Source organism: Deinococcus sp., assembly GCF_018260405.1.
GTDB lineage: Bacteria > Deinococcota > Deinococci > Deinococcales > Deinococcaceae > Deinococcus.
Map to the genome: position 1 here is coordinate 1 of NZ_JAGLBG010000009.1, position 25,667 is coordinate 25,667.

Annotated in this window: 19 protein-coding genes and 1 tRNA gene; 9 read left to right on the top strand and 11 right to left on the bottom strand. The window is 61.2% G+C overall.

Going from position 1 to position 25,667, the window contains the following annotated elements:
- Nucleotides 1-187: 187 nt before the first annotated feature.
- The 4 genes from QZ269_RS02590 to QZ269_RS02605 form a co-directional block, all read right to left on the bottom strand.
- A complete protein-coding gene (locus QZ269_RS02590; RefSeq protein ID WP_291424002.1) occupies nucleotides 188-745 on the bottom strand; it encodes a hypothetical protein in 558 nt (185 codons plus the stop codon).
- A gap of 151 nt (nucleotides 746-896) precedes the next feature.
- Nucleotides 897-1,346: a hypothetical protein gene (locus QZ269_RS02595; RefSeq protein WP_291424004.1), complete on the bottom strand. Its 450-nt coding sequence runs from the start codon at nucleotides 1,344-1,346 to the stop codon at nucleotides 897-899.
- Nucleotides 1,346-2,254 carry a tyrosine-type recombinase/integrase gene (locus QZ269_RS02600; protein ID WP_291424006.1) on the bottom strand — a complete coding sequence of 303 codons (909 nt, stop codon included), beginning with the start codon at nucleotides 2,252-2,254 and terminating at the stop codon, nucleotides 1,346-1,348. Before QZ269_RS02600 ends, QZ269_RS02595 begins: the two co-directional genes overlap by 1 nt.
- A gap of 119 nt (nucleotides 2,255-2,373) precedes the next feature.
- Nucleotides 2,374-2,450 (bottom strand) — tRNA-Ile (locus QZ269_RS02605).
- A gap of 345 nt (nucleotides 2,451-2,795) precedes the next feature.
- Between QZ269_RS02605 and QZ269_RS02610 the strand changes: the two genes are divergently transcribed.
- On the top strand, nucleotides 2,796-6,245 hold the full coding sequence (locus QZ269_RS02610) for a DNA-directed RNA polymerase subunit beta (RefSeq protein ID WP_291424008.1): 3,450 nt from the start codon (nucleotides 2,796-2,798) through the stop codon (nucleotides 6,243-6,245).
- A 151-nt stretch (nucleotides 6,246-6,396) separates the two neighbouring features.
- A complete protein-coding gene (locus QZ269_RS02615) occupies nucleotides 6,397-11,040 on the top strand; it encodes a DNA-directed RNA polymerase subunit beta' (RefSeq protein WP_291424010.1) in 4,644 nt (1,547 codons plus the stop codon).
- Nucleotides 11,041-11,633: 593 nt separating this feature from the next.
- Here QZ269_RS02615 and QZ269_RS02620 read toward each other — a convergent pair.
- Nucleotides 11,634-12,389 (bottom strand): hypothetical protein, encoded by a 756-nt coding sequence (locus QZ269_RS02620; RefSeq protein ID WP_291424012.1) that lies wholly within the window; start codon nucleotides 12,387-12,389, stop codon nucleotides 11,634-11,636.
- A 200-nt stretch (nucleotides 12,390-12,589) separates the two neighbouring features.
- Here QZ269_RS02620 and QZ269_RS02625 point away from each other — a divergent pair, with 200 nt between their 5' ends.
- Nucleotides 12,590-13,018: a GNAT family N-acetyltransferase gene (locus tag QZ269_RS02625; RefSeq protein ID WP_291424014.1), complete on the top strand. Its 429-nt coding sequence runs from the start codon at nucleotides 12,590-12,592 to the stop codon at nucleotides 13,016-13,018.
- A gap of 149 nt (nucleotides 13,019-13,167) precedes the next feature.
- The gene (locus tag QZ269_RS02630) at nucleotides 13,168-13,302 is read left to right on the top strand and encodes a hypothetical protein (protein WP_291424016.1); all 135 of its coding nucleotides are present in this window, start codon (nucleotides 13,168-13,170) and stop codon (nucleotides 13,300-13,302) included.
- A gap of 53 nt (nucleotides 13,303-13,355) precedes the next feature.
- On the opposite strand, the gene typA is transcribed toward QZ269_RS02630, so the two are convergent.
- On the bottom strand, nucleotides 13,356-15,137 hold the full coding sequence (gene typA, locus QZ269_RS02635) for a translational GTPase TypA (RefSeq protein ID WP_291424018.1): 1,782 nt from the start codon (nucleotides 15,135-15,137) through the stop codon (nucleotides 13,356-13,358).
- 308 nt (nucleotides 15,138-15,445) lie between these two features.
- On the opposite strand from typA, the gene QZ269_RS02640 reads away from it, so the two are divergent.
- The gene (locus QZ269_RS02640; protein ID WP_291424020.1) at nucleotides 15,446-16,117 is read left to right on the top strand and encodes a phosphate uptake regulator PhoU; all 672 of its coding nucleotides are present in this window, start codon (nucleotides 15,446-15,448) and stop codon (nucleotides 16,115-16,117) included.
- Nucleotides 16,118-16,322: 205 nt separating this feature from the next.
- Here QZ269_RS02640 and sppA read toward each other — a convergent pair whose 3' ends face one another.
- From sppA to QZ269_RS02655, 3 genes are read right to left on the bottom strand one after another with little or no spacing between them, the layout of a single operon-like run.
- Complete coding sequence (gene sppA, locus QZ269_RS02645) at nucleotides 16,323-17,927, bottom strand: signal peptide peptidase SppA (RefSeq protein WP_291424022.1); 1,605 nt, start codon at nucleotides 17,925-17,927, stop codon at nucleotides 16,323-16,325.
- A 23-nt stretch (nucleotides 17,928-17,950) separates the two neighbouring features.
- Nucleotides 17,951-18,778: a group III truncated hemoglobin gene (locus QZ269_RS02650; RefSeq protein ID WP_291424024.1), complete on the bottom strand. Its 828-nt coding sequence runs from the start codon at nucleotides 18,776-18,778 to the stop codon at nucleotides 17,951-17,953.
- 55 nt (nucleotides 18,779-18,833) lie between these two features.
- Nucleotides 18,834-19,478: a cytochrome c gene (locus tag QZ269_RS02655; protein ID WP_291424026.1), complete on the bottom strand. Its 645-nt coding sequence runs from the start codon at nucleotides 19,476-19,478 to the stop codon at nucleotides 18,834-18,836.
- Between the two features lie 328 nt (nucleotides 19,479-19,806).
- Here QZ269_RS02655 and QZ269_RS02660 point away from each other — a divergent pair, with 328 nt between their 5' ends.
- On the top strand, nucleotides 19,807-20,268 hold the full coding sequence (locus QZ269_RS02660; protein WP_291424028.1) for an RrF2 family transcriptional regulator: 462 nt from the start codon (nucleotides 19,807-19,809) through the stop codon (nucleotides 20,266-20,268).
- A gap of 58 nt (nucleotides 20,269-20,326) precedes the next feature.
- On the opposite strand, the gene QZ269_RS02665 is transcribed toward QZ269_RS02660, so the two are convergent.
- Entirely contained in the window at nucleotides 20,327-21,631 is a 1,305-nt protein-coding gene (locus tag QZ269_RS02665; RefSeq protein ID WP_291424030.1) for an MFS transporter, read from the bottom strand.
- A gap of 45 nt (nucleotides 21,632-21,676) precedes the next feature.
- On the bottom strand, nucleotides 21,677-22,783 hold the full coding sequence (gene ald, locus QZ269_RS02670) for an alanine dehydrogenase (protein WP_291424032.1): 1,107 nt from the start codon (nucleotides 22,781-22,783) through the stop codon (nucleotides 21,677-21,679).
- 169 nt (nucleotides 22,784-22,952) lie between these two features.
- Between ald and QZ269_RS02675 the strand changes: the two genes are divergently transcribed.
- From QZ269_RS02675 to QZ269_RS02685, 3 genes are all read left to right on the top strand, one after another.
- A complete protein-coding gene (locus tag QZ269_RS02675; RefSeq protein WP_291424061.1) occupies nucleotides 22,953-23,423 on the top strand; it encodes an Lrp/AsnC family transcriptional regulator in 471 nt (156 codons plus the stop codon).
- 76 nt (nucleotides 23,424-23,499) lie between these two features.
- On the top strand, nucleotides 23,500-24,264 hold the full coding sequence (locus tag QZ269_RS02680; protein WP_291424034.1) for a peptidylprolyl isomerase: 765 nt from the start codon (nucleotides 23,500-23,502) through the stop codon (nucleotides 24,262-24,264).
- Between the two features lie 98 nt (nucleotides 24,265-24,362).
- A complete protein-coding gene (locus QZ269_RS02685; protein ID WP_291424036.1) occupies nucleotides 24,363-25,064 on the top strand; it encodes a phosphatidylserine decarboxylase in 702 nt (233 codons plus the stop codon).
- The last annotated feature ends 603 nt before the right edge of the window (nucleotides 25,065-25,667 follow it).

Here is a 25,667-nt window from a genome sequence, read left to right on the forward strand (position 1 = left end):
TCGCTAGGGTAAGCTGCGCGTTCCACCGTTAAAGCCTAAAACATTTCCCATGGTTAGGGCCTCAGACAGCCTCTCATATAGCAATGGGGAGTTTTCTGTGGAATTAGTGGGAACATTTTGTAACATGGTTTCTCCTTAGAAACACAACAAGACACTCGCCCACCACAGAACGTAGTGGGCAGAGTGCTCAGGCGAGGATGGTGGTGGTGGCAGGGCGGCTGAAGACGTTCCAATTATTCCGACGGGGTTCATGAGGTCCACCGTGCCGGATATAAAGGTTCGAGGGTAAAGTAGACGAATCGAAAAAATAAAAATCCGGGGTTTGGTGACCTGGGTACAGGGCGACTAATCCAATCAGGTCGCAGTCTGCGGCATAGTCTTTAGGGTACGTGTAGCCGTTATAAAACGATGGCCGTAGCTTGGGAAGCTGGAATCTCCAGACACCACTGTCGAGCCGCATGGTCGTTTTTACATCTACCCGGAGATTTTGGATCAGTAGGTCGAAGGGTGCACTGCTGGTACTTTCGACCACATACAGGCCTCGCTGGAGGGCGGCTTGGGCCGTAAGCTCTTCACCCTGTTTGCCGCGTGAGGCCAGAAGACCATGGGTGGACAGGCCGTGTACCGCTCGTTGGCGCTTAACGGTTGAGAGGCTCACCCCGGCCAGCCTCGCTATCTCGGGATCGAGATGACCATTTGCATGGGCGGACTTAATAAGATTTAACTGCTTGGACGAAATCGACATTGCTTCTCCTTTAACTGCAAGGGGGAGCGGGATGTCAGGGGATGTCGCGGAAATGTATTAAGTTATCTATGTTACCTGCATTGCAGGCCATGTATGCGAAGAATCCTACATCAGTGGTATGGCTATTTGATGAGTAGAATATTATCTAAATTTAATCTTTGAAACCGTCGGTCTGTTGCCAGCTGTGTTCGCCTTGGATCACTTCAATCCAGAGCATCGGTCTGCCTGTGTGTCCGGCAGTGTCCAGATAGCCCAGCAGTTCGGTCACGAGTTCTTCAGGTTCGTGCTCCTGACGACTGACCACTATGCTGCCCATCCTGGCTGACGCCGGGTGCGAACTGAAGACATCATCCGGGCAGACCAGCACCAGATAATCAATCTGAGCCACTCGGCAGAGCTGGATAGCCAGGATAATCTCGCTTTCATCCAGTTCGATGATGCCGAAACCGGTCTCCTGCCAGTAGACCGGATAGGACTGCTGTTCGTCCCCTTCTCTCCGTACCACCTGAACGAGGAGCACCCGCGCCTGCTTAACTGTCAGGTGCTCTGCGATCAGGAACGCGAGGTCCCTGGCTGCCCGGTTGATGGCGAGGCGCTGCATCAACGGCCCCTGAGCCTGTCAGCAGGGGAGAACCTTAAGTGGGCTGCTTTCAGGTCATCATCCAGAAAGCTGACATAGCGGCGAGTCATTTCGAGTGTGGTGTGACCCATGATCTGTTGCAGAGTAAATACGTCACCACCATTGCGGAGGTACTCCACTGCGAAGCCGCGACGGAAGGCATGTGGAGCCGCCTCTGAACGGGGAAAACCTGCGCTGCGAGCTAGCGCTGCCAGACGGATGCCTACGCCGCTACGTGTCAATGGCTCTCCCCGGTGGCTAAGCAGCAGCTGTTCGACATGAGGCCATCTCGGGTGACGTTCTCTGCGCTGATACTGACCTAGTGCGGCTAGTGCACGCGTTCCTAGAGGAACAGTCCGCTCCTTATCTCCTTTACCTCCCCGAACCCGTATCAGTCCCTGTGCAGCGACCAGATCACCAGTAGTGAGCTGCACCAGTTCTGAAACCCGTAGACCTGTATCAAACATGATTAGAACGAGCGCCGCGTCTCGGAGAGGTTGTTCGAGGTTCTTAGCGGCGAGGAGCAATCGCTGAGTACAATCGTGAGTGACGGTGGGCAAGCGGCGGCGTGGTAAGGATGGTAGGGCCAGGCGCTGAGCAGGGTTACTTGGGATCAACTCCTCGCGGTGAGACCAGTTGAAGAGAGCTTTGATTGCCCGAACGTGGGTATGTTGTCCGCCAGGCTGCAAACCCTGCTCAGCCAGCCATACAACGAAGCCACGTAGATGGCTGACCCCCAGGCCCGGTATAGTCTGCGGCAGGCCCTGTTGGGTCAGGTAGAAGGCCAGCTTGTTCCGGGTAACTGAATAGAAGCTCAAGGTGCCTGTGGTGCGGCGCTGTACCCGGAGGTGATAAAAGAACTGCTCCCATAGCTCGTCAAGGGTGGTCATAAAGGCTCCTTTAACGACGGTTTTCAGCTGATTTGGGAGCGCACGATCACTGCTGTGATATCAATAGAGTGAACTGAGTATAAAAAGAAAAGCCCCGTCATTGACGGGGAAAATTCGTTTGGTGCGGATGCCCAGACTTGAACTGGGGACCTCACGCTTATCAGGCGTGCGCTCTAACCAACTGAGCTACACCCGCGCACCGTTTTGTTTGTTGTGCCGCGTAAGCAGCGGGGATTACTTTAACAGCCGCGCGATAAGGTGTCAACAGGCACAGGCTTCAGGGCCATTAGGGGCTACCGCCTGGGACAACCAGGTGCAGCCAGACGGCCAGACGTTAGGCTTCAGCTTTTAGCCAGCTGGCGTTGGACGAAGCGCTTCAGTATGTTCTCATCAGGTGTAGGTATACTTGCCTTTGGCCGACCATGATGGGTTGGGTAGGAGTTCATTGACGTACGAACTTCACAGTTAGTTTTTCTGTTCTGGGACGCGGAAAGGGTATTCCGTGCGCCCCCATTTGTCGTTTATTTGACCCGAGGTGTTCATGCCAGTAAAACAAGCCCCCCGTATCGAGCGTTTTGGTGAGATCAGGGAAGTCATCAATCTTCCCAACCTGACCGAATTGCAGGTCAATTCTTTCAAGGCCTTCTTGCAAAGTGACAAGGCCCCCGATCAGCGCGATCAGGTCGGCCTGGAAAGCGCCTTTCGTGAAGTGTTTCCTATCGACGAAACCGAAAAAGGCCGCAGCACGGGCCTGGTGCTCGACTACCTGGAATACCGCCTGGGCGACCCGCCCTACACCCCCGAGGAATGCCGCGAAAAGGACCTGACCTACCAGGCCCCGATGTACGCCAAGCTCCAGCTGATTCACAAGGACAGCGGCCTGATTAAAGAAGATCAGGTGTTCCTAGGCGACCTCCCGCTGATGACCAACGACGGCAGCTTCGTGATCAACGGCGCTGACCGCGTGGTCATCTCGCAGATTCACCGTTCGCCCGGCGTTTACTTTACCAGCAGCTACAAGGGCATAAAAAAGCTGTACACCGCCGCCATTATCCCCATGCCCAAGCGCGGCCCCTGGATTGAACTGGAATTCGCGGGCGGCATTCTGGAAATGAAGGTCAACAAGCGCAAGTTCCCGGTCGCCATGCTGCTGCGTGTGCTGGGCTACGATGACGCCAGCCTGAAGGCCCTGTTCAGTGAATTTGAACCCGAAGGTGCCGAGCTGCCCGAGGACAAGAGCGCGGGCATGGGAGCCGACGAGGCCCTGCTGCGCCTGTTCACGGTGCTGCGTCCCGGCGACCCGCCAAAGCGCGACAAGGCCACCCAATACCTGTACGGGCTGCTGGCCGACCCCCGCCGATACGACCTGGGCGAACCGGGCCGTTTCAAGATGAACACCAAGCTGGGCCTCTCGCAGACCGAGCGCACGCTGCTGAAGTTTGAAGACGGTAAGTTCAGCGACGCAGGCTTGATCGACACCATCCGTTACCTGATGGCGCTGCAAACAGGCGCGGCAACGATCCAGATGCAGGGCGAAGGCACCCATGAAGTGCCCGTGGCTGAGGACGATATTGACCACCTCGGTAACCGCCGCGTACGTACGGTGGGCGAACTGCTGGCCGACCAGCTGCGCGTGGGGATGGGCCGCATGGCGCGTGGTGTGCGTGAACGCATGTTGCTGGGCAACCCCGACGCCGCCACCCCCACCAAGCTGGTTAACAACCGCCCCATCGTGGCAGCCATGCGCGAGTTCTTCGGGCGCAGCCAGCTCTCGCAGTTCAAAGACCAGACCAACCCCCTCTCGGACTTGCGCCACAAACGCCGTATCTCCGCACTGGGGCCAGGCGGTCTGACCCGCGAACGCGCTGGCTTCGACGTGCGCGACGTTCACCGAACCCACTACGGACGTATCTGTCCCATCGAAACGCCTGAAGGTGCGAACATCGGTCTGATTTCCAGCCTGGCGAGCTACGCCAAGGTCAATCCGCTGGGCTTCATTCTGGCCCCGTACCGCAAGGTCGAAAACGGTGTGGTGTCGGAAAACGTCGAGTACATGACCGCCGATATCGAGGACCGCTACATCATCGCGCAGGCCAACAGCCCGCTCAACGACGACAACACCTTTGGCGAGGAGCGCGTGCTGGCCCGTAAAAAGGGCGACCCACTGCTCTACGACCCCGCCGAAGTCGAGTACATGGACGTCTCGCCCAAGCAGATCGTGTCCATTAATACCAGCCTCATTCCGTTCCTGGAGCACGATGACGCTAACCGTGCGCTGATGGGTTCCAACATGCAGTCGCAGGCCGTGCCCCTCGTTCGGGCCGATAGCCCCGCCGTGGGTACCGGTGTCGAGCGCCGCGTAGTGACCGACAGCGGCACCAGTGTGGTCAGCGACGTGAATGGCCGCGTGACCTATGTGGACGCCCGCGCCATCCAGGTCACCCTCAGCGAGGATGCCCCCGCGCAGGGTCTTAGCAAGGGCAACGTGCGTACTTTCGAGCTGGTGCGCTTTACCCGCAGTAACCAGGGCACCAACCTCGACCAGCATCCCATCATCAATCTGGGCGACGAGGTCAAGGCCGGGCAGGTCATTGCTGACGGTCCCGCCAGCGACCTGGGCCGCCTCGCGCTGGGCCACAACATCACCATCGCTATCATGCCGTTCGACGGCTTTAACTTCGAAGATGCCATCTGCATCAACGAGGGTCTGGTGCGCCAGGACTACTACACCAGCATTCACATCGAGAAAGACGAAATCGAAGCGCGTGATACCAAACTGGGGCCAGAGAAAATCACCCGTGACATCCCTGGCCTGAGCGAAGCCGCGCTACGCGACCTCGACGAGGACGGCATCGTGCGTGTGGGCGCGGAAGTCAAGCCCGGCGACATTCTGGTGGGCAAAACCAGCTTCAAGGGTGAAAGCGAACCCACCCCCGAAGAGCGCCTGCTGCGTTCCATCTTTGGTGAAAAGGCCCGCGAAGTGAAAGACACCTCGCTGCGCGTTATGTCCGGTCAGGGCGGGATCGTCGTCAAGACTGTGCGGTTCCGCCGTGGCGACGAGGGCGTAGACCTTAAGCCTGGTGTGCGTGAGATGGTGCGCGTGTACGTGGCCCAGAAGCGTCAGTTGCAGGTGGGCGATAAGGTTGCCAACCGCCACGGGAACAAGGGCGTCGTATCCAAAATCATGGCCCCCGAAGATATGCCCTACCTCGAAGACGGCACGCCCGTCGACATCGTGTTCAACCCGCTGGGTGTGCCCTCGCGCATGAACCTGGGCCAGATTCTGGAAACCCACCTGGGCGAAGTAGCCCGCCTGACGGGGCAGAAGTTCGAGACCCCAGTGTTCGACTCGGTGACTGAAGCGACCATCAAGGAAATGCTGGAAGTCGCCGCTGCCGAACGCCTGCAAAAGCGCAAGGACGACGGATTCGAGCTGGATATCCGCGAGATCGAGGTGCTGGAACGTGCGGGCAAGCTCGGCGTGATCGATACCCCCAGCGACGATTTCGAGAAGGCGCAGATGCAGCTTTCGCGCACTGGCAAGAGCATCCTGTACGACGGACGCACCGGTGAACCGATCAGCGGCCCCGTCGTGGTCGGCATCATGTACGTCATGAAGCTCTACCACATGGTGGAAGACAAGCTGCACGCGCGTTCCACTGGCCCGTATAGCCTGATTACCCAGCAGCCGCTGGGGGGTAAGGCCCAGAACGGCGGCCAGCGCTTCGGTGAAATGGAAGTGTGGGCACTTGAAGCTTACGGCGCCGCGCACGTCCTTCAGGAAATGCTGACCATCAAGTCCGACGACATTGACGGACGCGACGCTGCCTACCAGAGCATCGTCAAGGGCGAGGAAGTCTCGGGCAGCACCATCCCCGAATCGTTTAAGGTGCTTCTCAAGGAACTCCACTCGCTGGGCCTGGATGTAGAGGTTCTCGACCAGCATGATAAGAACGTGGACATCTTTGAAGGGATGATGCCTAAGCGCTGAGGCGCGGCCTAAGGATCGGAAGGTCTGAGCGTCTAAGGTGATTTAAGCCATGTTCTAGCGGGGTTAAGAGCGGGGGGGGAAGCAATAAGGAATGGACGTTCCTGAATCCCTCCGGTTCCCAGACCTTTAGACACAACTCCGAAGGGGTTACATGAAAGATTTCAGTAAAGTACGTATCGCTATCGCTTCGCCCGAAAAAATCCGCGAATGGAGTTTTGGCGAAGTCGAGAAGCCCGAAACCATCAACTACCGCACCCTCAAGCCTGAGCGCGAAGGTCTGTTCGACGAGCGTATCTTTGGGCCTATTAAGGATTACGAGTGCGCCTGCGGTAAATACAAGCGTCAGCGTTACGAGGGCAAAGTTTGTGAGCGCTGCGGCGTCGAAGTGACCAGCAGCAAGGTCAGGCGCTACCGCATGGGTCACATCGACCTGGCGACGCCCGCCGCGCACATCTGGTACGTCAAGGACACCCCCAGCAAAATCGGCACGCTGCTTGACCTGAGCGCCGGACAGCTCGAAAAGGTGCTGTACTTCAGTAGCTTCTTGGTGACCGACGCACGTAACGCCCAGAAGGACGGTCGTCCCCTCAAGCGCGGCGAACTGCTTACCGACGACGAGTACCGCGAGCTGCGCTTTGGCCGCCAGGAAACCTACACCATTCCCGGCGGGCAAGAAGCCGTGGTTCGTGATGGCGAATACGTTACCAGGGGTCAGATTCTGGGCGGCAACGTTGTGAGCAAGATGGACGGTCTCGCGCAGTACCGTTTCCCCCGCCGCGCCGAAATCGCTTACAGCGAGAACGTGGAAGCCAGCCTGCCAATTGCCGCCGATCAGCTGGTCGAGCAAGAAACGTTTCGCTCCGGCGAGATTTTGGCCGAGCTGGAGAGCGATGTCGAAATCGCCGCCCCCGCCGAGGGTGTCGTGCATCTTAACGAGATGGGCGAAGACAGCGTGATGCTGGAAATCCGTGAACGGGTTGAGGCCGCTCCCGAACCCGAAGAGGGCGAGGAAGCCGTGGCGACGCCGCTGGGTGAGGTGCTTGCCCGCGTATACATCCCGCACGGTATGAGGTTGGAAGTCGTCGAAGGCGAAATCGTGGACATGGGCGCGGCACTGGCGACCGCCAAGTCGGGCAGCCGTCTGCGGGTAAGCCGCGACAGCAGCCTCAGCGACGTGACCTTTTCCAAGAAGGGTGAGGTCAAGGTCAACGCACACTGGACCCGCAGGGCCGAGTACCCCATCAACCCGACCATGCACGTGCTGGTCGGTGACGGCAGCCCGGTCAAGAAGGGTCAGAAGGTCGTCGGGGCCATCGACAAGGAAGAAGAGATCGTCGCGGAAGCCGACGGCGTCATTACGCTGCATGCACCTGCCAGCGTGATTGTGAGCAAGGCCAAGGTCTACACCTACAACGACGAACCCCTGGTTGTGAACGGTGACCGTGTGGAGCCGGGCGACGAACTGGCCGACAGCGGTGACCTGCGCTCCGAGATTTCGGGCCGGATCGAGCTGGACCTCGTGCGTAAACAGGTGCGCGTGATCGAGTCCTACGACTTTGAGGCCAAAATGGGCGCCGAGTCGGTCAAGGAACTTCTCGACGACCTCGACCTGGACGCGCTGGAAGCCGAGCTGAACGAGCAGATGAAGGACTCTAGCCGCCACAAGCGGGCCAAGTCGCGTAAACGCCTGGAAGTGACCCGTGCGTTCAAGGCCAGTGGCAACAAGCCGACCTGGATGATTTTGAACACTGTTCCAGTGATGCCACCTGACCTGCGCCCAATGGTGCAGGTGGACGGTGGGCGCTTTGCCACCTCTGACCTGAACGACCTGTACCGCCGCCTAATTAACCGCAACAACCGTCTGAAAAAGCTGATCGGTCAGGGTGCGCCCGACATGATTATCCGCAACGAAAAGCGCATGCTTCAAGAAGCGGTGGACGCCTTGATCGACAACGGACGGCGCGGCAGCCCCGTGACCAACCCTGGCAGTGACCGCAGTCTGCGCAGCTTGACTGACCTGCTGGGCGGTAAGCAGGGCCGGTTCCGCCAGAACCTGCTGGGTAAGCGCGTGGACTACTCGGGCCGCTCAGTCATCGTGGTCGGCCCGCAGCTTAAGCTGCACCAGTGCGGTGTGCCTAAGCGTATGGCGCTGGAACTGTTCAAGCCGTTCCTGTTCAAGGTGCTCGAAGAAAAGGGCGAAGTGACCAACATTAAGCAGGCCCGCAAGATGCTGGAGCGTTACCGCGACACCAAGGACAGCGTGTGGGACGCTCTGGAAGAAGTGATTGAGGACAAGGTTGTGCTGCTCAACCGCGCCCCGACACTGCACCGTCTCGGCATTCAGGCGTTCGAGCCTGTGCTGGTCGAAGGGCAGTCCATTCAGTTGCACCCCCTGGTCTGTGAAGCCTTCAACGCCGACTTCGACGGTGACCAGATGGCGATTCACGTTCCCCTGAGCGCTCAGGCACAGGCCGAAGCCCGCATTCAGATGCTGGCCTCGCACAACCTGCTCTCGCCAGCTAACGGTGAGCCGAACGTCAAGCCCAGCCGCGACATCATCCTGGGGATCTTTACCCTAACACAGTTGCGCCGCGACACCCTGGGCGCGGGCACTGCCTACAAGTCCGAGCAGGACGCGATTAAGGCTTACGAAGACGGCAAGCTGACCCTCAACAGCCCCGTCATGGTTAACGGTGCCGAAACCAGTCCTGGCCGCCTCATGTACATCTTCTCGGACCCCGACGAAGCCGTTCACGCCGTTAACAAGGGCCTGATCGACTACCAAGATCACGTCCGGATTCGCCTCAACGGTGAACTGCACGAAACCACGGCTGGCCGCGTGACCTTCCGCCGCATGGTGCAAGAAGCGCTGGGAGCCCGTGGCAGCTACGTCGATCAGCTGGTTGACCTGAACACCGTGTATGAAAAAGACGCCCTCAAGGACATGGTTATGGCGTGCTTCAAGTACCTCGGTATCGAGGCGACGGCCAACTTGCTCGACGGCCTGAAGGAAAGCGGCTTCAAGCTTTCGACCTCCTCGGGTATCACCATCGGCATTGACGACATTGTGATTCCACCCAACAAGGGGGAGCTGCTCGCGCAAGCTGATCAGATGGAGCGCGAAATCGAGCAGAACTTCGAATTTGGCTTCATGACCGAAGAAGAGCGCTACAAGCAGGTTGTGCAGCTGTGGAACAACACCACCGACGCCGTTAAGGAAGCGGTGTTCGACAACTTCTCTAAGAACTACCCCTTCAACCCGCTGTGGATTATGAGCATGTCGGGAGCGCGTGGGAACGCCCAGCAGATTCGTCAGCTGGCCGGGATGCGTGGTCTGATGGCCCGCCCTGACGGGAGCACTATTGAAGTGCCGATTCGCGCCAGCTTCCGCGAGGGCCTGACCGTGTTGGAATATTTCATCTCGACCCACGGTGCCCGTAAGGGTGGGGCCGACACCGCGCTGCGTACCGCCGACTCGGGTTACCTGACCCGTAAGCTGGTCGATGTGGCTCACGAAGTCGTCGTGCGTGATGTGGACTGTGGCAGCACCGACTACACCGTCATTCCTCTGGGCGGCACCGACGAGCGCACGGGTGAGTGGCGCAGCCGCAAGGGCAGCGAAATCGAAACCAGCATCTATGGCCGCACCCTGACCAGCGACGTGACCCTAAGTGATGGCCGCGTGATTCCCGAGGGTGAAATGCTTTCGCTCGAAGACGTCAAGGCGATTACCAAGGAAGCCAAGGCGCTGGGCGAGATCTTCGTGCGTACCCCGCTTAACTGTAAGGTCAAGGCGGGCGTGTGCCAGAAGTGCTACGGCTATGACCTCTCGCAGGCCAAGCCCGTGAGCATGGGCGAGGCTGTAGGCGTGGTGGCCGCAGAAAGCATCGGCGAACCCGGCACGCAGCTGACCATGCGTACCTTCCACACCGGCGGGATCGCGGGCGGCGGCGACATCACCATGGGTCTGCCCCGCGTGATCGAGCTGTTCGAGGCCCGCAAGCCCAAGACCCAGGCCGTGCTGGCCGACCGCGACGGCACCGTGCGGATTGACGAGGAAGAAGAGCGTTACCTCGTCCGTATCGACGCTGACGATGACCAGTACAGCTCCAAGACCGCTACCAAGGTGGGCAAGGCGCTGCGTATGGTCGTTAAGGACGGTGACCGCGTAGACGCCGGACAGCCGATTACGCGCGGCGCGATCAACCCCCACGACCTGCTGCTCTACAAGGACACCGACGCCGCGCAGCGTTACCTCGTCGAGGAAGTGCAGCGTGTGTACCGCAGCCAGGGTGTGAAGGTTCACGACAAGCACATTGAGATCATCGTGCGCCAGATGCTGCGCTGGGTCGAAGTGACCGAGGGCGGCGACACCACGCTGCTCGAAGGCCAGACCGTCGAGCGCTGGGAAATGGACGGAGCCAATGACGCTCTGGCAGAAGGCCAGACTCCGGCCAGCTGGAAGCCGGTGCTGCTGGGGATTACCAAGAGCAGCCTGACCACCAAGTCGTGGCTGTCGGCGGCCAGCTTCCAGCACACCACTCACGTGCTGACCGAGGCCAGCATGAAGGGTCAGGTCGATGATCTGATCGGCCTGAAGGAAAACGTTATTCTCGGGAAGCTGATCCCCGCTGGTACGGGCCTCGTGACTGTGCGCGACATGCAGGTGGCCGACGACCGCACGCTGGAGAAGTACGGCGAGGAAGTCAGCAGCACCGACAGCGTGACCGGTACGCAGCGCTACGACGACACCCGTGGCAGCGGCAACACCCCGACCCTGGGCTACGACGACTGAGCAGTTAGAGCATTTTGCAAAAAGATGGTGCTCTTTTGACCATCTTTTTGCCGAGTGGCACGAGTGAACAAGAAAGAGCAGAACGTAGAATGAAGGGGGCGGCGGCAGGGCAACCGCAAAGTCCCTCAAATGTAAAGTGAAACTTTTCGTTTGAAAATCACGCTTCGCCATGCCGAGAGTATTTGGCCGATGGATACAGTAAAAATAGCCAGCCTGCTTACTGGCTACTTATCAAATGTTATGCAGTCTCCGACTTTGCGGTTGCCCTGGGGGCGGCGGTGTTTTTCCGACGTGCCCATCATTCGGAGAACTACTAGCAGAGGCACAACTGGCGCTTTTCCGGGTGTACCGGAATTGAGCGCAGTCTGTATCAGCTTCCAACAAAACGGCTCCACTCGGCAGCGGGTGGAGCTTTCTTTTGGCTGGTTGACTGGCTGGATTAGGCGAACTTGTCTGCTTATACGGATTCCGCTAAATTCCACCACAGTCGGAAAAGCGCCGCCTGCGGCTCCATACCGCGGAATCCGTATGCTGTTCCTACTCGCATCCGCTCAGATTGATTCGGTGCAGTTCCAAATCAATCTGAATCCGTATTAGCTCTGGCGTCCCACGAGCAGTGCCCCGATACTCAGTAATTGAATCAGCAGTGCGGGCAACAGTGGCAACAGCGTGCCCCGGGCGGCGCGTCCGGCGTCTCCGGTGGTTTCCTTGAGGGCCGGGTAAGCGACCATGAATTGCCCCAGCGTACCCAACAGGCTCACCGCGATCAGCAGCAGGGCGGCGGGCGTGTGGGCGGCGCTGTGCAGGGCGGCGCGTTGCAGTTCCAGCAGGTGTCCCTCGGCCCGCGTGACTTCAGCAGGACTGAGGGCCCAGGCCGCCGCCGGGGTCAGCCAAGTAACCAAGACCGACAGCAGATACAGTGGCAGAGGCAACACGAACGACGCGCTGTAGACCTCGGCCACTTTCGCGTCTCGTTGCCCCGTTCCGGTGCCCAGGCGCCCCAGGCCCCACATTACCAGCGCCACCAGAATGGTCAGAAAAAACGTGCCAAAGGCGTTGGTTGCGTGCGAGAGGATAGCCGGAAGAGGTTGGCCGCTCTGTCCGGCGACCCGCAGGGCTTCTTCCGCGGCCAGATTGAGGCCGGGGCGCATCAGCAGGGCGTACGCTAACCCAGCCGCCAGCGCCGTGATAACCGGAGCGGGCCAGTACTGCCAGGGCTGCGTTGTTGACCGGCCCAGTTTGAACCCGAAGGTGCGCGGAGCCGTGAGCAGTTCGGCGGGCAGGGGAGCCCCGGGAATGGGAAGCGCAGCCGCCACCGGCCTGGCTTTTTTGGGTTTGGACGCGGCCATACGGCTGTACTGTAGAGCAGTGGATGTCCCGGAAAGTCCCTTTGGACAGAGGCATCGCCTCTATTTCTAACGCCTAAGGGCTAGGCGTTGGTATACACTGCCTGCATTCCTCAAGGAGACGCCGTGAGAATACGCTGAACCACCTGAAGACGCCCTCAATCCGCCCTGTGCGGAAACGTCGTTCTTTCAGGAGGAAAATCATGACGGTAATGTCTTTGCAGTATCAAAATCATCTCGGCGGTATCCAGCCAACGCAGCTTGAGGGCTTCTTCGTCAACTGGCCTGATCCACCCAGCGCCGCAACCTTGCGCCGCATCCTGGAAAATTCCTATGCGTATGTGTTGGCGGTGGCCCCCGGCGGCCAAGTCGTGGGCTTCGTCAACGCGATAAGCGACGGAGTGCTCAGCGCCTACATTCCGCTGCTGGAAGTGCGGCCCGAGTGGCAGAGCCAGGGTATCGGCTCCGCACTGGTGCAGCACTTGCTGGCCGGGCTGAGCGGCCTTTATATGATCGACACCAGTTGCGACGATGACCTAGTGGCGTTTTACCAACGCTTTGGCATGAGCCGGGGCAATGCTCTGTTCCTGCGGAATTACGCGGCGCAATCCGGTAGGTGCGAGACCATTTGACAGAAGAGCGCCGTGAAGATTGTCCGGGCAAAGCTAATCGCCGAGGGTCAATCGCTGTCGCTGAACATATGTTCAGGGCGGGAAGTGAATAGAAACGTTAAGTCGCTTCCGGGGCAAACGGTCACCCCGGCGTACGCTACAACATGGAAATGGAACTGTTTCTGATTTTGCTGGCGATGACGCTGATCGTCGCGGCCATCGGCTGGGCGGTCTTTTCGGCGATCACTAGGATTGACCGGGCCTCGACACCGCAAAAGCCGGAAAACGGGCCGCCCACCAAATAAAAACGGGGGGCTAGAGCATTTACGCTCTGCCCCCCCCTTTTTTACCCCCGTGCTTACTTACGCAGGCTGGGGTTCAAGACCTTCTTACGCAGACGGATGTTGTGGGGCGTCAGCTCCACCAATTCATCATCGCTGATGTATTCCAGCGCGTCTTCCAGGCTCAGCTTCTTGGGCGGAATCAGCGTCAGGGCGTCGTCTGCGCCGCTGGAGCGCACGTTGGTCAGCTTCTTGTTCTTGCACACGTTGACGTTCATGTCCTGCTCGCGGGCGTTCTCGCCCACAATCATGCCCACATATACTTCAGCGCCAGCGTCGATAAAGAAGCTGCCCCGATCCTGCAATTTCCAGATAGAGTAGGCGAACGCGGTGCCGTCTTCCATGCTGACCAGCGAACCGTTCTGGCGGGTCTTAAGCTCCCCGGCCCAGGGCGCGTAGCCGTCGAAGACGTGGCTCATGATGCCTTCGCCCTGGGTCATGCTGAGGAACTGGGTGCGGAAGCCAAACAGGGCGCGGCTGGGAATCTTGAATTCCACGCGGGTACGGGTGCCCTGCGGTTCCATATTGACCATCTGGCCTTTGCGCTCGCTCAGCACGCCGATGAGCTTGCTGGAGTGCTGCTCGGGGACGTCAATAACGAGGTGTTCCAGAGGCTCGCACTTCACGCCGTCTACCTCGCGGATAATCACCTGTGGGCTGCCGACCTGCACCTCGTAGCCTTCGCGGCGCATGGTTTCGAGCAGGATGCTCAGGTGCAGCTCGCCCCGCCCAGAGACAATGAACTCGTCGGGGCGAATTTCTTCCACGCGCAGCGACACGTTAGTCATTACTTCGCGCTTCAGACGGTCATTCAAGTGGCGGCTAGTCACATACTTGCCGTCCTTGCCGGCAAAGGGGCTGGTGTTGGGCTGGAACAGCATGCTGACCGTCGGTTCGTCCACGGTGATGATGGGCAAGGCCTCGGGGTCGGCCAGGTCGGCAATCGTCTCGCCAATCTGCGCCTCCTCAATACCTGCCAGTGCCACGATGTCGCCCGCGTACACCTCATCGACCTCAATGCGCTTGAGGCCCATGTGGGTAAAGGGCTGCACCACACGGGTTTTGGTCATGGTGCCGTCTTTGTGCATCAGCTGCACGAATTCGCCCTTCTTCAGCTTGCCGCGCTGGATTTTGCCCAGCACGATGCGGCCCAGGTACTCGTTGTAATCCAGGTTGGTAACCAGCATCTGGAAAGGGGCGTCTAGGTCGGTGGCGGGCTGGGGGATGTACTCCAGCACCATGTCGAACAGCTCGTGGAAGTCTTCTTGGGGATTGTTCAAATCTTTGAACGCTTTGCCTTCGCGGGCAATGGCGTACAGGACGGGGAAATCAAGTTGGTCTTCGGTTGCGCCCAGTTCGGCCATCAGGTCGAAGGTGAGGTCGACGACTTCTTCAGGGCGGGCGTCGCCACGGTCGATCTTGTTGATGACCACGATGGGCTTAAGACCCAGTTCCAGGGCCTTACGCAGCACGAAACGGGTCTGGGGCATGGGGCCTTCGGCGGCGTCGACCAGCAGCAGGCAGCCGTCTACCATGCCCAGCACGCGCTCCACTTCTCCACCGAAATCGGCGTGTCCGGGGGTGTCTACGATGTTGATCTTGATGCCCTTGTACTCGACGGCCGTGTTCTTCGCCAGGATGGTAATACCGCGCTCGCGTTCCAGGTCGTTGCTGTCCATGGCGCGTTCGGCGATTTCCTCACCGTGCTTGAGTTCCAGCGTCTGCTTGAGCAGCCCGTCTACCAGTGTAGTTTTGCCGTGGTCAACGTGTGCGATAATGGCGATGTTTCTGTATTCCATAACTAGCTCCCTTGATTCAGAGCCTCCAGCGTGTAGCCTTGCGCTATCTGCCGTCAGCCCGCTCTATGCCTCACCACTGTGTGGCATAAAAAAGCCCGCCGCAGATCCTGAATTCGGAACGTGGGCGGGACACCCAAACATAGATTCTAGCAGATGTCCGGGCCACTCTGGTCAGCGGCGTGTCACTTCCCGGCGAGGGGCTAAAAATGTCGTGCCGACCGTATCAGGCCCTTGGGGTGAACAGAAGGGAGCCTCTCAGGGGCTTTAAACCTGACTGTCGCATCACAAGCGCGGGGAATACTGAAGCCATGAAGGAAGGTGAACACGCTGCAGCAGCAGCAGGTACGGCGCTGATCACGGCGAGGTTCCTGCGGATGCTCAGCATCATTCTGGAGCAGCTTGACGCGGTGCGTGACGCCAACGACCGCGCCGAGTTTGCTGGGCTTGCCAGCCGCGCCAGGGTGCTGGAACGGGAGACGAACGCGCTGGAGCTGGAAATCGAGGACGCCTGCCTCCATGCCTTCGCTTCCGGCCTGGAGCAGGAGGAGCTGAATTTTGCGCTGATGGTGTTCCGCAGCCTGGCGAATCTGGAACGGGTCGGCGATTACGCCTTCAGCGTGGCCCGCGACCTCGAAACCTTTGCCCCACGTGCGCGCAGCGCGACTTTGCAAGACGTGCTGCCGATTATCCGCCTGCTGTCTGAAATGGTCGAGCGGTTGGCTTACGCCTTTGCCGAGCGTGATGTGGCCGCCGCGCGGCAGGTCATGCGACTGGATTTCGAGCAGGTAGATTCGCTGTACGAACAGATGCAGCGGGCCAGCCTGACCCGTCTGGTCGAGCGCCCCGAAGACACCGAGGTGGCCCTGACCGCCGGGCGCATTTCGCGTAACCTCGAACGCCTTGGTGACCATCTGGTGAATGTGGCCGAGCGGGTCGAAACGCTGGTGCTGGGCAGGCGGCCACGGGCGCAGCTGAGCTGAGGTCGCGGGGTCGCCCGGCCAAAGCCAACGAGTGATTGTCTACGTCCAGGACTGCAACTCCTCAGCGCGTAAGGTCAGTAGGGCAGCGGTGCGTGCCTAGCTCAAAGCCAAGCTGAAGCCGCTTTTTATGCACCACAAAGCATGGCAACTGCTGTTCAAAGTATGGTTTGCCGTGCGGGTTCCCCCAACTGAGTAGTTCCTCGTCTCAGCGCACCCTAAGTTCCGTGTCCAGCCAGATCAGCACGCGCTCGCCACCAAACGGCCACACGCTGACGTGGGCGGCGTCGCGCACCTCCTTGGCAAATTCGGGCAGCGGCCCCTGGTGTTTGGGTGCGGCGTTCCAGGTCGGGGCACCGGCCTTCAGACCCGCGAGTTCGGCGGCCCGTTGGAGGCCGGTGTGCAGGTCGCCGAGTTCGTCTACGAGGCCCAGGCCCAGCGCGTCTTGCCCACTCCAGATGCGGCCCCGGCCAATCTCGTTTACGCGCTCCTGGCTTAGTTTGCGGCCCTCGGCCACGCGGCGGGTAAAGCGGTCGTAGACCTCGGTCATGGCCCGGTGCAGGTGCTCGCGCTGCTCGGCGCTGAAGGCGTGGCTGCTGCTGTATTTCAGCGCCTGCGGGCGGCCCACGCCCTCGGGCCGCAGGCCGTGGCGCTCGTTGAATTTTTCCATGACGGGTTTGCCGCTGACCACGCCGATGCTGCCTGTCACGGTATAGGGGCTGGCGATGATCTTGTCGGCCCCCGCCGCGAGGTAATAGCCGCCCGACGCCGCGTATTCGCCCATGACCACCACCACGGGCTTGTCGCTGGTCACAATTTCGCGGTGCATCAGGTCAGAGGCCAGGGCGCTGCCGCCGCCGCTGTTTACGTACACCACGATGGCTTTGGTGGCCTTGTCCTCCTTGGCGCGTTTGAGGGCGGCCACAAAGGTATCGGCCCCGGCCATTGGGCCACCGACGAGGGGCAGGGGCAACGGATTGTTCTTCGACTTGCCCGGCACGATGGTGCCGATCACCGGCACGACGGCAATACGGTCTTCTTTGGGGCTGGGGCGGTCAAACTGCCTGACCAGCAGGTCCACAATGGCCGCCACGGGGCGCGTGCCGGGGCCGATCAGTTCGTCCTCGTAGGCCAGGCGGTCGATCAGGCCCGCGTCCTTAAGCGCCTGGGCGCTGGTAAAGTCGGCGTCCAGCCAGCTACGCGCGGTGTCCTCGCTTACGCCTCTGGCCCCGGCCATGTCCCGCGCCCAGGCGGTTTCGATGCCGCTTAGGTAGGCCTGGAGCTGCTCGCGGTTGGCGTCGTCCATCTGGTCTTCGGAAAAACGGGTCAGGGCAGCTTTGTATTCCTTGATGCGCAGATTCTCGAACTCGATGCCCTGCTTTTTTAGGAACGCGCCCATGTAGGTCGGCTGGGCGGCAAAGCCGCTGACCATCACATCCGCCGATTCGGGAGCCGCGATTTCGCCCGCGCCACTCGCCGCGATCAGGCTGGTCATGGTCAGCTGCGGCACATAGGCCACGACCCGTTTTTTCTCGGCCAGGCGCTTGAGAATTCCCCGGATGGCGTGGGCGGTGGCCGGGGAAGCCGTGAACTCGCTGATCCTGACCAGCACACCGTGCAGCCAGTCTGCCCCCGCCAGGGCATCGGCGCGGGCTTGCAGCGCCTCGACGGTTTCGGTGCGGTTCAGCAGCGCTTGCAGGGGCTGGGTGGGCTGGCGCTCGGGGTAAGGGCCAGTCAGGTCCAGCACGACCCAGGTGGGGTGCGTCATGCCACTGGGCAGGTTCAGTCTGTCGAACAGGGGAAAGTTGGGCATCTTGGCTTAAAGTACGCGCTTTTTCATGTGAAAGTTCCACTTCCCGCGCCTCTTGCCTTCCCCAAACGCTTAGCCATAACCTCACCTCGCCTAAGCAGCAGCGCGGCGTGTTCCTCACAAAGGTGGCGGTGTGCGGCAGCCGCGAACAGTTCCAGCCAGCGTTCCAGGTGTGCGGCGCGCACTTCTAGCCCGGTGTGAACGGTGTTGAGGTTCCCGCGCCACACTACGCCCGTGCCTGATCCGCCGAGCATGGTGGCCCAGAAGGCGCTGACCCGTTCCAGGTGGGACTCCCAGTCCTGCACATGCCGACCAAAGACGGGGCCAAGCAGGTCGTCGGCCCGCGCCGCCGCGTAAAAATCAGCCAGCAGCGGGCGCAGGGCCGCCTCACCGCCCAGCTCTTCAAATAGGGTGGCCGGGGTGCGCGAGGTCAGCTCCGGCAAAGACGCCAGAAACGCTTTGTGCAGGTCGTCCGGCAACTGTGGCGCGGCCCAGGCGGTGACGCGCCCGGCCGTCCAGTGCAGCGGCATTTCGCCGTGCCAGCGCTGAACAGTCGCTCCGCGTGGCAGTTCAGACCAGTCGGGCGCTCCGGCATGGACTTTCGCGCCCAGTGCCCGGCCTGCCAGCGCCGCCCCGCTGCCCCAGGCCAGCACGGGAACGCCGCGCCGCGCCGCCCCGGTCAGCAGACCGAGCAGTGCCCAGCGCTCCGGCCTGCCCTGCACATCCGCCACCGGCCCGCCGTCGTGGGGCACCAGCAAGCCGCTGGCCTGTTTCAGCCGCTCGGCAGTGGCGAGGAGCGCCTCGGGTGGGCCAGTCCAGGTTTCTTCGGAGGTAGAGAGCAGGGAGCCGCACATAGCCCAAACATAAACCCGCCGGGAAGGGCGGGGCTGATTGGGGGTGAAGCGGCGCTCAGTTGAGGGTCTTGAAGTAAGCGTGGAGGTTGGCGAGGTCGGCGTCGGTGACCTGCGTGGTGGTGAAGCGGGGCATCAGGTTGCTGAGGGTCTTATCGGGAGCGTGGCCTTCACGTATGGCGACGGCGAACTGCTCCTCAGTCCAGTCTTTGGTGACCTTGAGGGCCGGGCCGACTGCGCCCTCGGCATTCGCGCCGTGGCAACCCGCGCAGGTGGCTTCGGCAAACTTGGCTTTTCCGGCGGCGGCGTCACCAGCAGGGGCGGTGGCTTTGGCTACGGCGGCCGTATCGGAGGGGGCATTGCCGGTGGCTCCCTGGGCATTGGTGTTGTCGACGCCGGGCGTGCCTGCATTGTTGGTGGTTCCCGAAGTGCTGGCCGAGGTAGTTGCCGTGCCCGTGGTGCTGCTCGCGGCACTTCCTGCCGGAGCCGCCGCCGTTCCTGCCGCTGTATTCGTGGCTGGGGACTCCGTGGGTGCCGCTCCAGCCGGGGTTGCGCCCGCTTCGGCGCCTGCCGTTGCCGGGGAGGTGGCGTGGGCCTCGGCAGCTGGCTTTTCCTCCTTGGTGCCGTTGTGGTAGCTCAGTAAAGAGCCGCCCAGCGTGAAGGCCAGCAACAGGGTCATCGAGACGGCGAACGTGTTCTTCATGAGCTTCAGCCTACCATACGGTCAGGGGGCTTTTGACCGCGCTCAGCGCCTCTGGCCGGGCACTCGCCTCTGACCGGGAACTGTTCCCAAGGACTGTGGCTGGGCTGATGGGTGGCTGGGCTGATGTGGCAGGCTGGCGCGGTTACTGAGAACGCGGTGAGTTGATTGGGTCTTCTGAGCCAATAGGTCTTTTGGGCCAATAGGTCTTCCGGGCCAATGAAAGGCCGAGCACACTGAGTTCGTGCTGTGGCCGACGTACTGCCTCTCATGGTTCAGATTGCAACGGGTACCGACTTAGCTGCTCATCAATAAGCGCTAGACTCTGTGCATGTGGGTCTCCACCAAAGCCCAGTACGGTTTGCGTGCCCTGATCGAGATTGCCCGGCGCGGCGGCGAGGCTGTGCCGCTCAAGGACGTGTCCGAGCGGCAGGGCCTTAGCCAACATTATCTGGAGCAAATCGCCAGCAACCTGCGCCGGGCCGGGTTTATTAAGAGTGTGCGCGGGGCACACGGTGGCTACCGGCTGGCCCGCCCCGCCGAGCAGATCAACGCCTACGAAGTTGTCACGGCGCTGGAAGGCAGCATCGCCCCGGTGCAGTGCGTCGAGGACGACCACAGTTGCGAAAGTCAGAACGTGTGCGGCACGCAGGACCTATGGTTCCGGGTCGACGCCGCGCTGCGCGACGTGCTGGGCGGCACCACCCTGGCCGATCTGATTGCCGAGAGCGAGCGACAGCAACACGCCCGACTGGTTCAGATTGAGCCGGTCTTTGGGCCAGTATCTGTTTAAGCGGGCTTCTGGTTTCTGGCCGAGCCAGCGTCCATGCGAACCACGGCTGGCCTGAACTTCAGGCTGGTGTTTCCTGTGTGGCAGAAACGGCCTGTTCCACCTCGGGTAGGGCGCGGGGCAGCCGTGTCCAGAGGGCCAGGACGCACACGGCCCCGAGTGCGTCGAGCACCAGCAGGCCGACGTGTGGCCCCAGGAGGCCCTCTTTGTTGATCAGCCAGCTTGAAATGATGGCCCCCAGCGGCCCCATGCCAACCAGCACGAACGAATACAGGCTCATGACCCGGCCCCGCAGGTCGTCGGGCACGCTCAGCTGCACGGTGCTGTTGGCGCTGACCAGCAGCGAGAGCATCCCGAAACCGCACAGCATCAGCACCGGGGTCGCCAGCAGCGGGCCGGGGGCCAAAGCCAGCAGCAGCGTGCAGCCCAGCAAAATCACCGCGCCCAGCCGCAGGTTGCGTAATGGATTGGGACGGCTGGCCTGCCACAGTGCGCCCGCCATCGCGCCGACCCCGAACGCCGCCGAGAGGACGCCGAAGGTGCCTTCTTTGGCTCCGTAGACCACCCGCGCAAAATACGGAATAAGCACGTTGAAATTGATAACGGTCAGGCTCAGCAGGCCCACCAGCAGCATAACGTTGCGGATGGCCGGGGTCGCCCGCACATAGCGCAGCCCCTCGAGCACGTCCTCAGCCATGCTGCGCAGATGCGGCTCGCGCGGCGGGAAGGGCAGCGTGGCGATGACGTACAGCACATAGAAAAACGAGATGACGTTGAGATAAAAAGGCAGGGCGAGGCGTGCGACGTTGCCCGAGTTTCCGGCGGCAAACAGACTGACGCCCAGCGCCGCCACGATCCCGAACAGCGCCTGACCGATGGTGCGGCTGACATTGAAAGACAGGCTGTTGAGCGCCACGGCGTTTGGCACGCTGGAACGCGGCACGAAGTCCACGACCATGCTTTGGCGGGCGGGCAGGTCAAAGGCGTTGGCGGTGCCCGCCACGAACGCCGTGACTATCACCAGCGGCAGGCTGACCACGCCCAGGTGGGTACTGACGGCCAGCACCGCCGAGCAGACCAGCAAAACGATCTGGGTGGTCAGCAGTACGTGGCGGCGCGGCAGGCGGTCAATGACGGCCCCGGCGACCAGCGAGAGCAGCAGGCTGGGCAAAAACTGCGCGACAGTGACCATCCCCAGGGCGGCGCTGCTGCCGTGCGACAGCTCCAGCACCAGGTATTGCTGCGCGGTGCTCTGCATCCACGAGCCGATCAGCGAAAGCAGTTGCGAAAGCCAGTAACGGCGAAAGTTGGGGTGTTGCAGGGCGCTGAAGGTGCGGGCATTCCAGTCCCTCAGGTTCGCGGGCATTGCCCCAGCATACGCCCGCTTCGGCTCCCTGTTTGCCCCAAAGCTTCAGGCCAGGGCCGTTTCGGGGGCCACCACCGGCCTGCCGAAAGCCTCGGCAACCCCGGCGAAAGTCAGCTGGCCCTGGTGGGTATTGAGGCCCGTCAACAGGGCCGGGTTACGTCTCAGCGCGTCCAGGCGGTGGTCGGCCAGTTGCAGCACATAGGGGAAAGTGGCGTTGGTCAGCGCAAAGGTGCTGGTGCGCGGCACGGCTCCCGGCATGTTCGCCACGCCGTAGTGAATGATTCCGTCTACGAGGTAGGTCGGGTCGTCGTGGGTGGTCGCGTGAATGGTCTCGACGCAGCCGCCCTGATCCACTGCGACGTCCACGATGACGCTGCCCGGCTGCATCAGCCCCAGCATGTCGCGCGTGACCAGATGCGGCGCTCTGGCTCCCGGAATCAGCACTGCGCCCACCAGCAGGTCGGTTTCGGGCAGCAGGGCGCGGATGTTGGCTTCACTGCTCATCATGGTGGTCAGCCGCCCAAAAAACACGTCGTCCAGATAGGCCAGTCGGCGCTGCGACACGTCCAGCACCGTCACCTTTGCTCCCAGTCCCATGGCCATCTTGGCCGCGTTGGTGCCCACCACGCCGCCGCCCACGATCAGCACATGGCCCGGCTGCACGCCCGGCACACCGCCCAGCAGCACGCCGCGCCCGCCCGCAGGCTTTTGCAGGTGGTAGGCCCCGGCCTGCACACTCAGGCGTCCGGCGACCTCGCTCATGGGGGTCAGCAGTGGCAGGCCCCCGCCCGCGTCCTGCACGGTTTCGTAAGCGACGGCGGTGGTTCCTGCCGCCAGCAGCGCGTCGGTCAGCGGTTTGTCGGCGGCGAGGTGAAGATAGGTAAAGAGCAGCAGGTCGCGCCGCAGGTGGGGGTACTCGCTTTCGACCGGCTCTTTGACCTTCACGACCATATCGGCGGCCCAGGCGTCGGCGGCGCTGCCCAGGGTGGCCCCAGCCTGCTCGTAGTCGCTGTCGGTCAGGCTGCTGCCCAGGCCCGCGCCACGCTCGACCACCACGCTATGCCCGCGCCGCACCAGCGTCGCCACGCCCCCCGGGGTGAGGGCCACCCGGTTTTCCTTGACCTTGATTTCTTTGGGAAGTCCGATATACATAGTAAGCCTCGCTGCGCTGCCTAGCCTAAGCTGCCAGACACAAATGTTGGAATGGCGCAATACTAGCATGCAGTTTGATTTACGGGATTGCCGAATAGGGCAGAGCTCGGGGGGAGTGCCGCAACAGTATTGCTGAGAAATGGGTTATTTTGTTGCTTATATGTCGCCAATTACTTTGCCGGAACTGGATCATCTCGACCGCAAAATTCTGGGTATTCTCCAGCGCGACGCCCGTATTCCCAATACCGAGCTGGCCGACGAAATCGGGCTGACGCCCGCGCCCACGCTGCGGCGGGTGCGGCGGCTAGAAGAAGAGGGCGTTATTCACCGGTATGTGGCCCTGCTTAACCCCAAACTGGTACACCGCGACCTGATGGTGATGGTGCGCGTAAACCTCGACAAGCAGACCAAACAGGGCTTCGAGGACTTTGCCGAAAAGATGCGGGCGCGGCCCGAGGTGCTCGAATGTTACCTGTGCCTGGGCGGAACTGATTATCTGCTCAAGGTGTGTGTGCGTGACCTTGACGCTTACCAGAGTTTTCTGGTAGATGTGCTGGCCGCCATTCCGGGCGTACGGAATACCGACAGCACCATCGTGGTCAAGCAGGAAAAGTACACGACAAGTTTGCCTGTCGAGTGAATCGCACCGCAGCAAAAGTGTCTCTTCATTTGTCACTCAAAAGACCTGACGTGACCTGTGTTCAAATAGGGTTCTTATGAAACCAACTAATCTGTCGGCGGTGCTTGTGACCCTGGGCCTCGCTTCCTGCGCTCCTACCACCCAAAAGACCACGCACGAGATCGTCGTGACGACGCCCCCGCCCGCTCAGACGACTGCGCCCGTGACCGTAACGACCACGACCAGCACCGTTACCACTACGCCCGCTCAGCCCACGTTCAGAGCCGTACCTGCCCTGGCCACCCGTGTGACGACCTTTGCCAAAGCGAGTCAAGTGATTGACCCGGCCAGGACATACCGCGCCGTGCTCAACACTTCCAAGGGGCCGATCACGCTGGAGCTGAACGCCAAGGCCGCGCCCGTCGCCGTGAACAATTTCGTGTTCCTGGCCCTGAATCATTTTTATGACGGCACCCGCTTTCACCGCGTGATCGACGGCTTTATGGCCCAGGGCGGCGACCCGCAGAGCACAGACCTGAGCCAGCGGCCTGCCTGGGGTACGGGCGGCCCCGGCTACAGCTTCAGCGCCGAGAACAGCAACGGCCTGGGCTTTGGCCGCGCGGGGGTGCTGGGGATGGCCCGCAGCAGCAGCCTGGATTCGCAGGGCAGCCAATTCTTTATCACGCTGGCTCCAGCTGACTTCCTGAGCGGGCAGTACACCGTGTTTGGCAAGGTCGTGGACGGCCTGAGCACCCTGAACAGCCTGACCAAAACGGCCCAGAGCACTGCTTACGGCGAGCAACCGATTCCCGGCGCACAGGCCGATGTGCTAAGCAGTGTGGATATTCTGGTGTCCAACTAAGCGTTTTGCTGAAGCTTTTTTCTGGGGGTCTGCCGACAAGTTCGGGCAGGCCCTTTCCCGTGTGGGTCACCGGGCAGCCCGCTGCTCTAAACTAGGCTATGCGTCTGCCCCGCCGTGTTCTGCTGCTCAGCACCCTGTCTGCCGGGGCTGTGGTGTATCTCCGCTTGGTGTACCGCTTCCGCGATCCGGTGCGTCTGCCGGTGCAGCAGCCGGGGGGCCAGTTGCTCAGTCCGGCGGACGGCGTGGTGTCGTTTATACGCCGCATCGACCTGGGAACCGTGGCAGGTTACGACCGGCCTCTGGCGCAACTGGCCGCAACTCCCGCGCCGCTGCACGAGGGCTGGCTGGTGGGCGTGGTAGTGGGGCCGCTGGACGTGCATTACACCTACCTTCCGACTGGGGGAGAGGTCGAACGGACGGGCCACCGCGCCGCCGAGGATCAGGGTTCTGAATGCCATGTTCCCCGTCTGCCACAGCTTCTGCCGCTGCTGGCCGGGCAGGTGACCGATTTGCCGCACGACTTGCTGCCCAGTGAGGCCGTTGCCAGCAACGAGCGCTATTCGTACACCCTGAGCGGTGAGGCGGGCCGGGTCACGGTCACCCAAATTGCTCTGACCTGCCCCCTTCAGGCGACCACGTACCTGCATGAGGGCGACTCGGTGCGGGCGGGCAACAAGGCCACGTTCCTACCGGAAGGCGGGCTGGTTATAGTTCACCTGAGCGCCGACTGGCGCCCCGAGGTCGAAGTCGGGCAGCGGGTGGTCGGGGCGCAAACGACGCTGGCAAGCCTGGGCGGGTAAGTCCGAACCTCCTACCGACGCCCTATGGGTTGGGCCGTTCCGGTTAGGGGAGCGACCTAGTCATTGTTTTTGCTGTTCCCCGCGTCTTCGCGGTTAGCTCGCACTCCGCTCAATCCCGCCCGCAGTGGGGGGAGGTCAGGCCCCTTCACGGGTGCCACTTTGCCCAAGAGGGCGCTGCTTGCGCCGCACAGCGAGTGGGAGCAAACCGAAATCTACCCGTATCCGGCGCTGTTCCAGGTAGGGGGAACTGGACGGTTGCCCTAATGGTGAAGCTCAGGGGCAACTCATGTCGCCCAAAAATGAGAGCAAAGGTTCTCAAATGCGAGGTCAGGTCTAGGAAGAGGCAAGCAGCACAGTCCACGAAGAGCGGAATTTCTCTTACGCTCTTGTCTCTCTGCTGTGCATTTGGAAACTCAAATCCCGACGTGAGTTGCACCTTTGGTGAAGCTACCGCTGGGTACTCAAAACGCCGGTTCGTGCTAGAACATGAACGTACACCTAAAACTTGAAGCACTCCGGAGGAAATCTCTTTTTTTGCGTATCCTAGTGCGCTTTTTCACTAGCTGTGTTCTGAAGTCAGGCCATCTGAAGGCGGACGGGGGA

What these genes read in the sequence shown, in the direction of transcription:
- QZ269_RS02590 (WP_291424002.1), bottom strand. Translation starts at nt 745, where the DNA reads ATGTCGATTTCGTCCAAGCAGTTAAATCTTATTAAGTCCGCCCATGCA.
- QZ269_RS02615 (WP_291424010.1), top strand. Translation starts at nt 6,397, where the DNA reads ATGAAAGATTTCAGTAAAGTACGTATCGCTATCGCTTCGCCCGAAAAA.
- ald (WP_291424032.1), bottom strand. Translation starts at nt 22,783, where the DNA reads ATGTATATCGGACTTCCCAAAGAAATCAAGGTCAAGGAAAACCGGGTG.
- QZ269_RS02620 (WP_291424012.1), bottom strand. Translation starts at nt 12,389, where the DNA reads ATGGCCGCGTCCAAACCCAAAAAAGCCAGGCCGGTGGCGGCTGCGCTT.
- QZ269_RS02595 (WP_291424004.1), bottom strand. Translation starts at nt 1,346, where the DNA reads ATGCAGCGCCTCGCCATCAACCGGGCAGCCAGGGACCTCGCGTTCCTG.
- QZ269_RS02610 (WP_291424008.1), top strand. Translation starts at nt 2,796, where the DNA reads ATGCCAGTAAAACAAGCCCCCCGTATCGAGCGTTTTGGTGAGATCAGG.
- QZ269_RS02625 (WP_291424014.1), top strand. Translation starts at nt 12,590, where the DNA reads ATGACGGTAATGTCTTTGCAGTATCAAAATCATCTCGGCGGTATCCAG.
- QZ269_RS02655 (WP_291424026.1), bottom strand. Translation starts at nt 19,478, where the DNA reads ATGAAGAACACGTTCGCCGTCTCGATGACCCTGTTGCTGGCCTTCACG.
- QZ269_RS02660 (WP_291424028.1), top strand. Translation starts at nt 19,807, where the DNA reads ATGTGGGTCTCCACCAAAGCCCAGTACGGTTTGCGTGCCCTGATCGAG.
- QZ269_RS02630 (WP_291424016.1), top strand. Translation starts at nt 13,168, where the DNA reads ATGGAACTGTTTCTGATTTTGCTGGCGATGACGCTGATCGTCGCGGCC.
- QZ269_RS02600 (WP_291424006.1), bottom strand. Translation starts at nt 2,254, where the DNA reads ATGACCACCCTTGACGAGCTATGGGAGCAGTTCTTTTATCACCTCCGG.
- QZ269_RS02680 (WP_291424034.1), top strand. Translation starts at nt 23,500, where the DNA reads ATGAAACCAACTAATCTGTCGGCGGTGCTTGTGACCCTGGGCCTCGCT.
- typA (WP_291424018.1), bottom strand. Translation starts at nt 15,137, where the DNA reads ATGGAATACAGAAACATCGCCATTATCGCACACGTTGACCACGGCAAA.
- QZ269_RS02640 (WP_291424020.1), top strand. Translation starts at nt 15,446, where the DNA reads ATGAAGGAAGGTGAACACGCTGCAGCAGCAGCAGGTACGGCGCTGATC.
- sppA (WP_291424022.1), bottom strand. Translation starts at nt 17,927, where the DNA reads ATGCCCAACTTTCCCCTGTTCGACAGACTGAACCTGCCCAGTGGCATG.
- QZ269_RS02665 (WP_291424030.1), bottom strand. Translation starts at nt 21,631, where the DNA reads ATGCCCGCGAACCTGAGGGACTGGAATGCCCGCACCTTCAGCGCCCTG.
- QZ269_RS02650 (WP_291424024.1), bottom strand. Translation starts at nt 18,778, where the DNA reads ATGTGCGGCTCCCTGCTCTCTACCTCCGAAGAAACCTGGACTGGCCCA.
- QZ269_RS02685 (WP_291424036.1), top strand. Translation starts at nt 24,363, where the DNA reads ATGCGTCTGCCCCGCCGTGTTCTGCTGCTCAGCACCCTGTCTGCCGGG.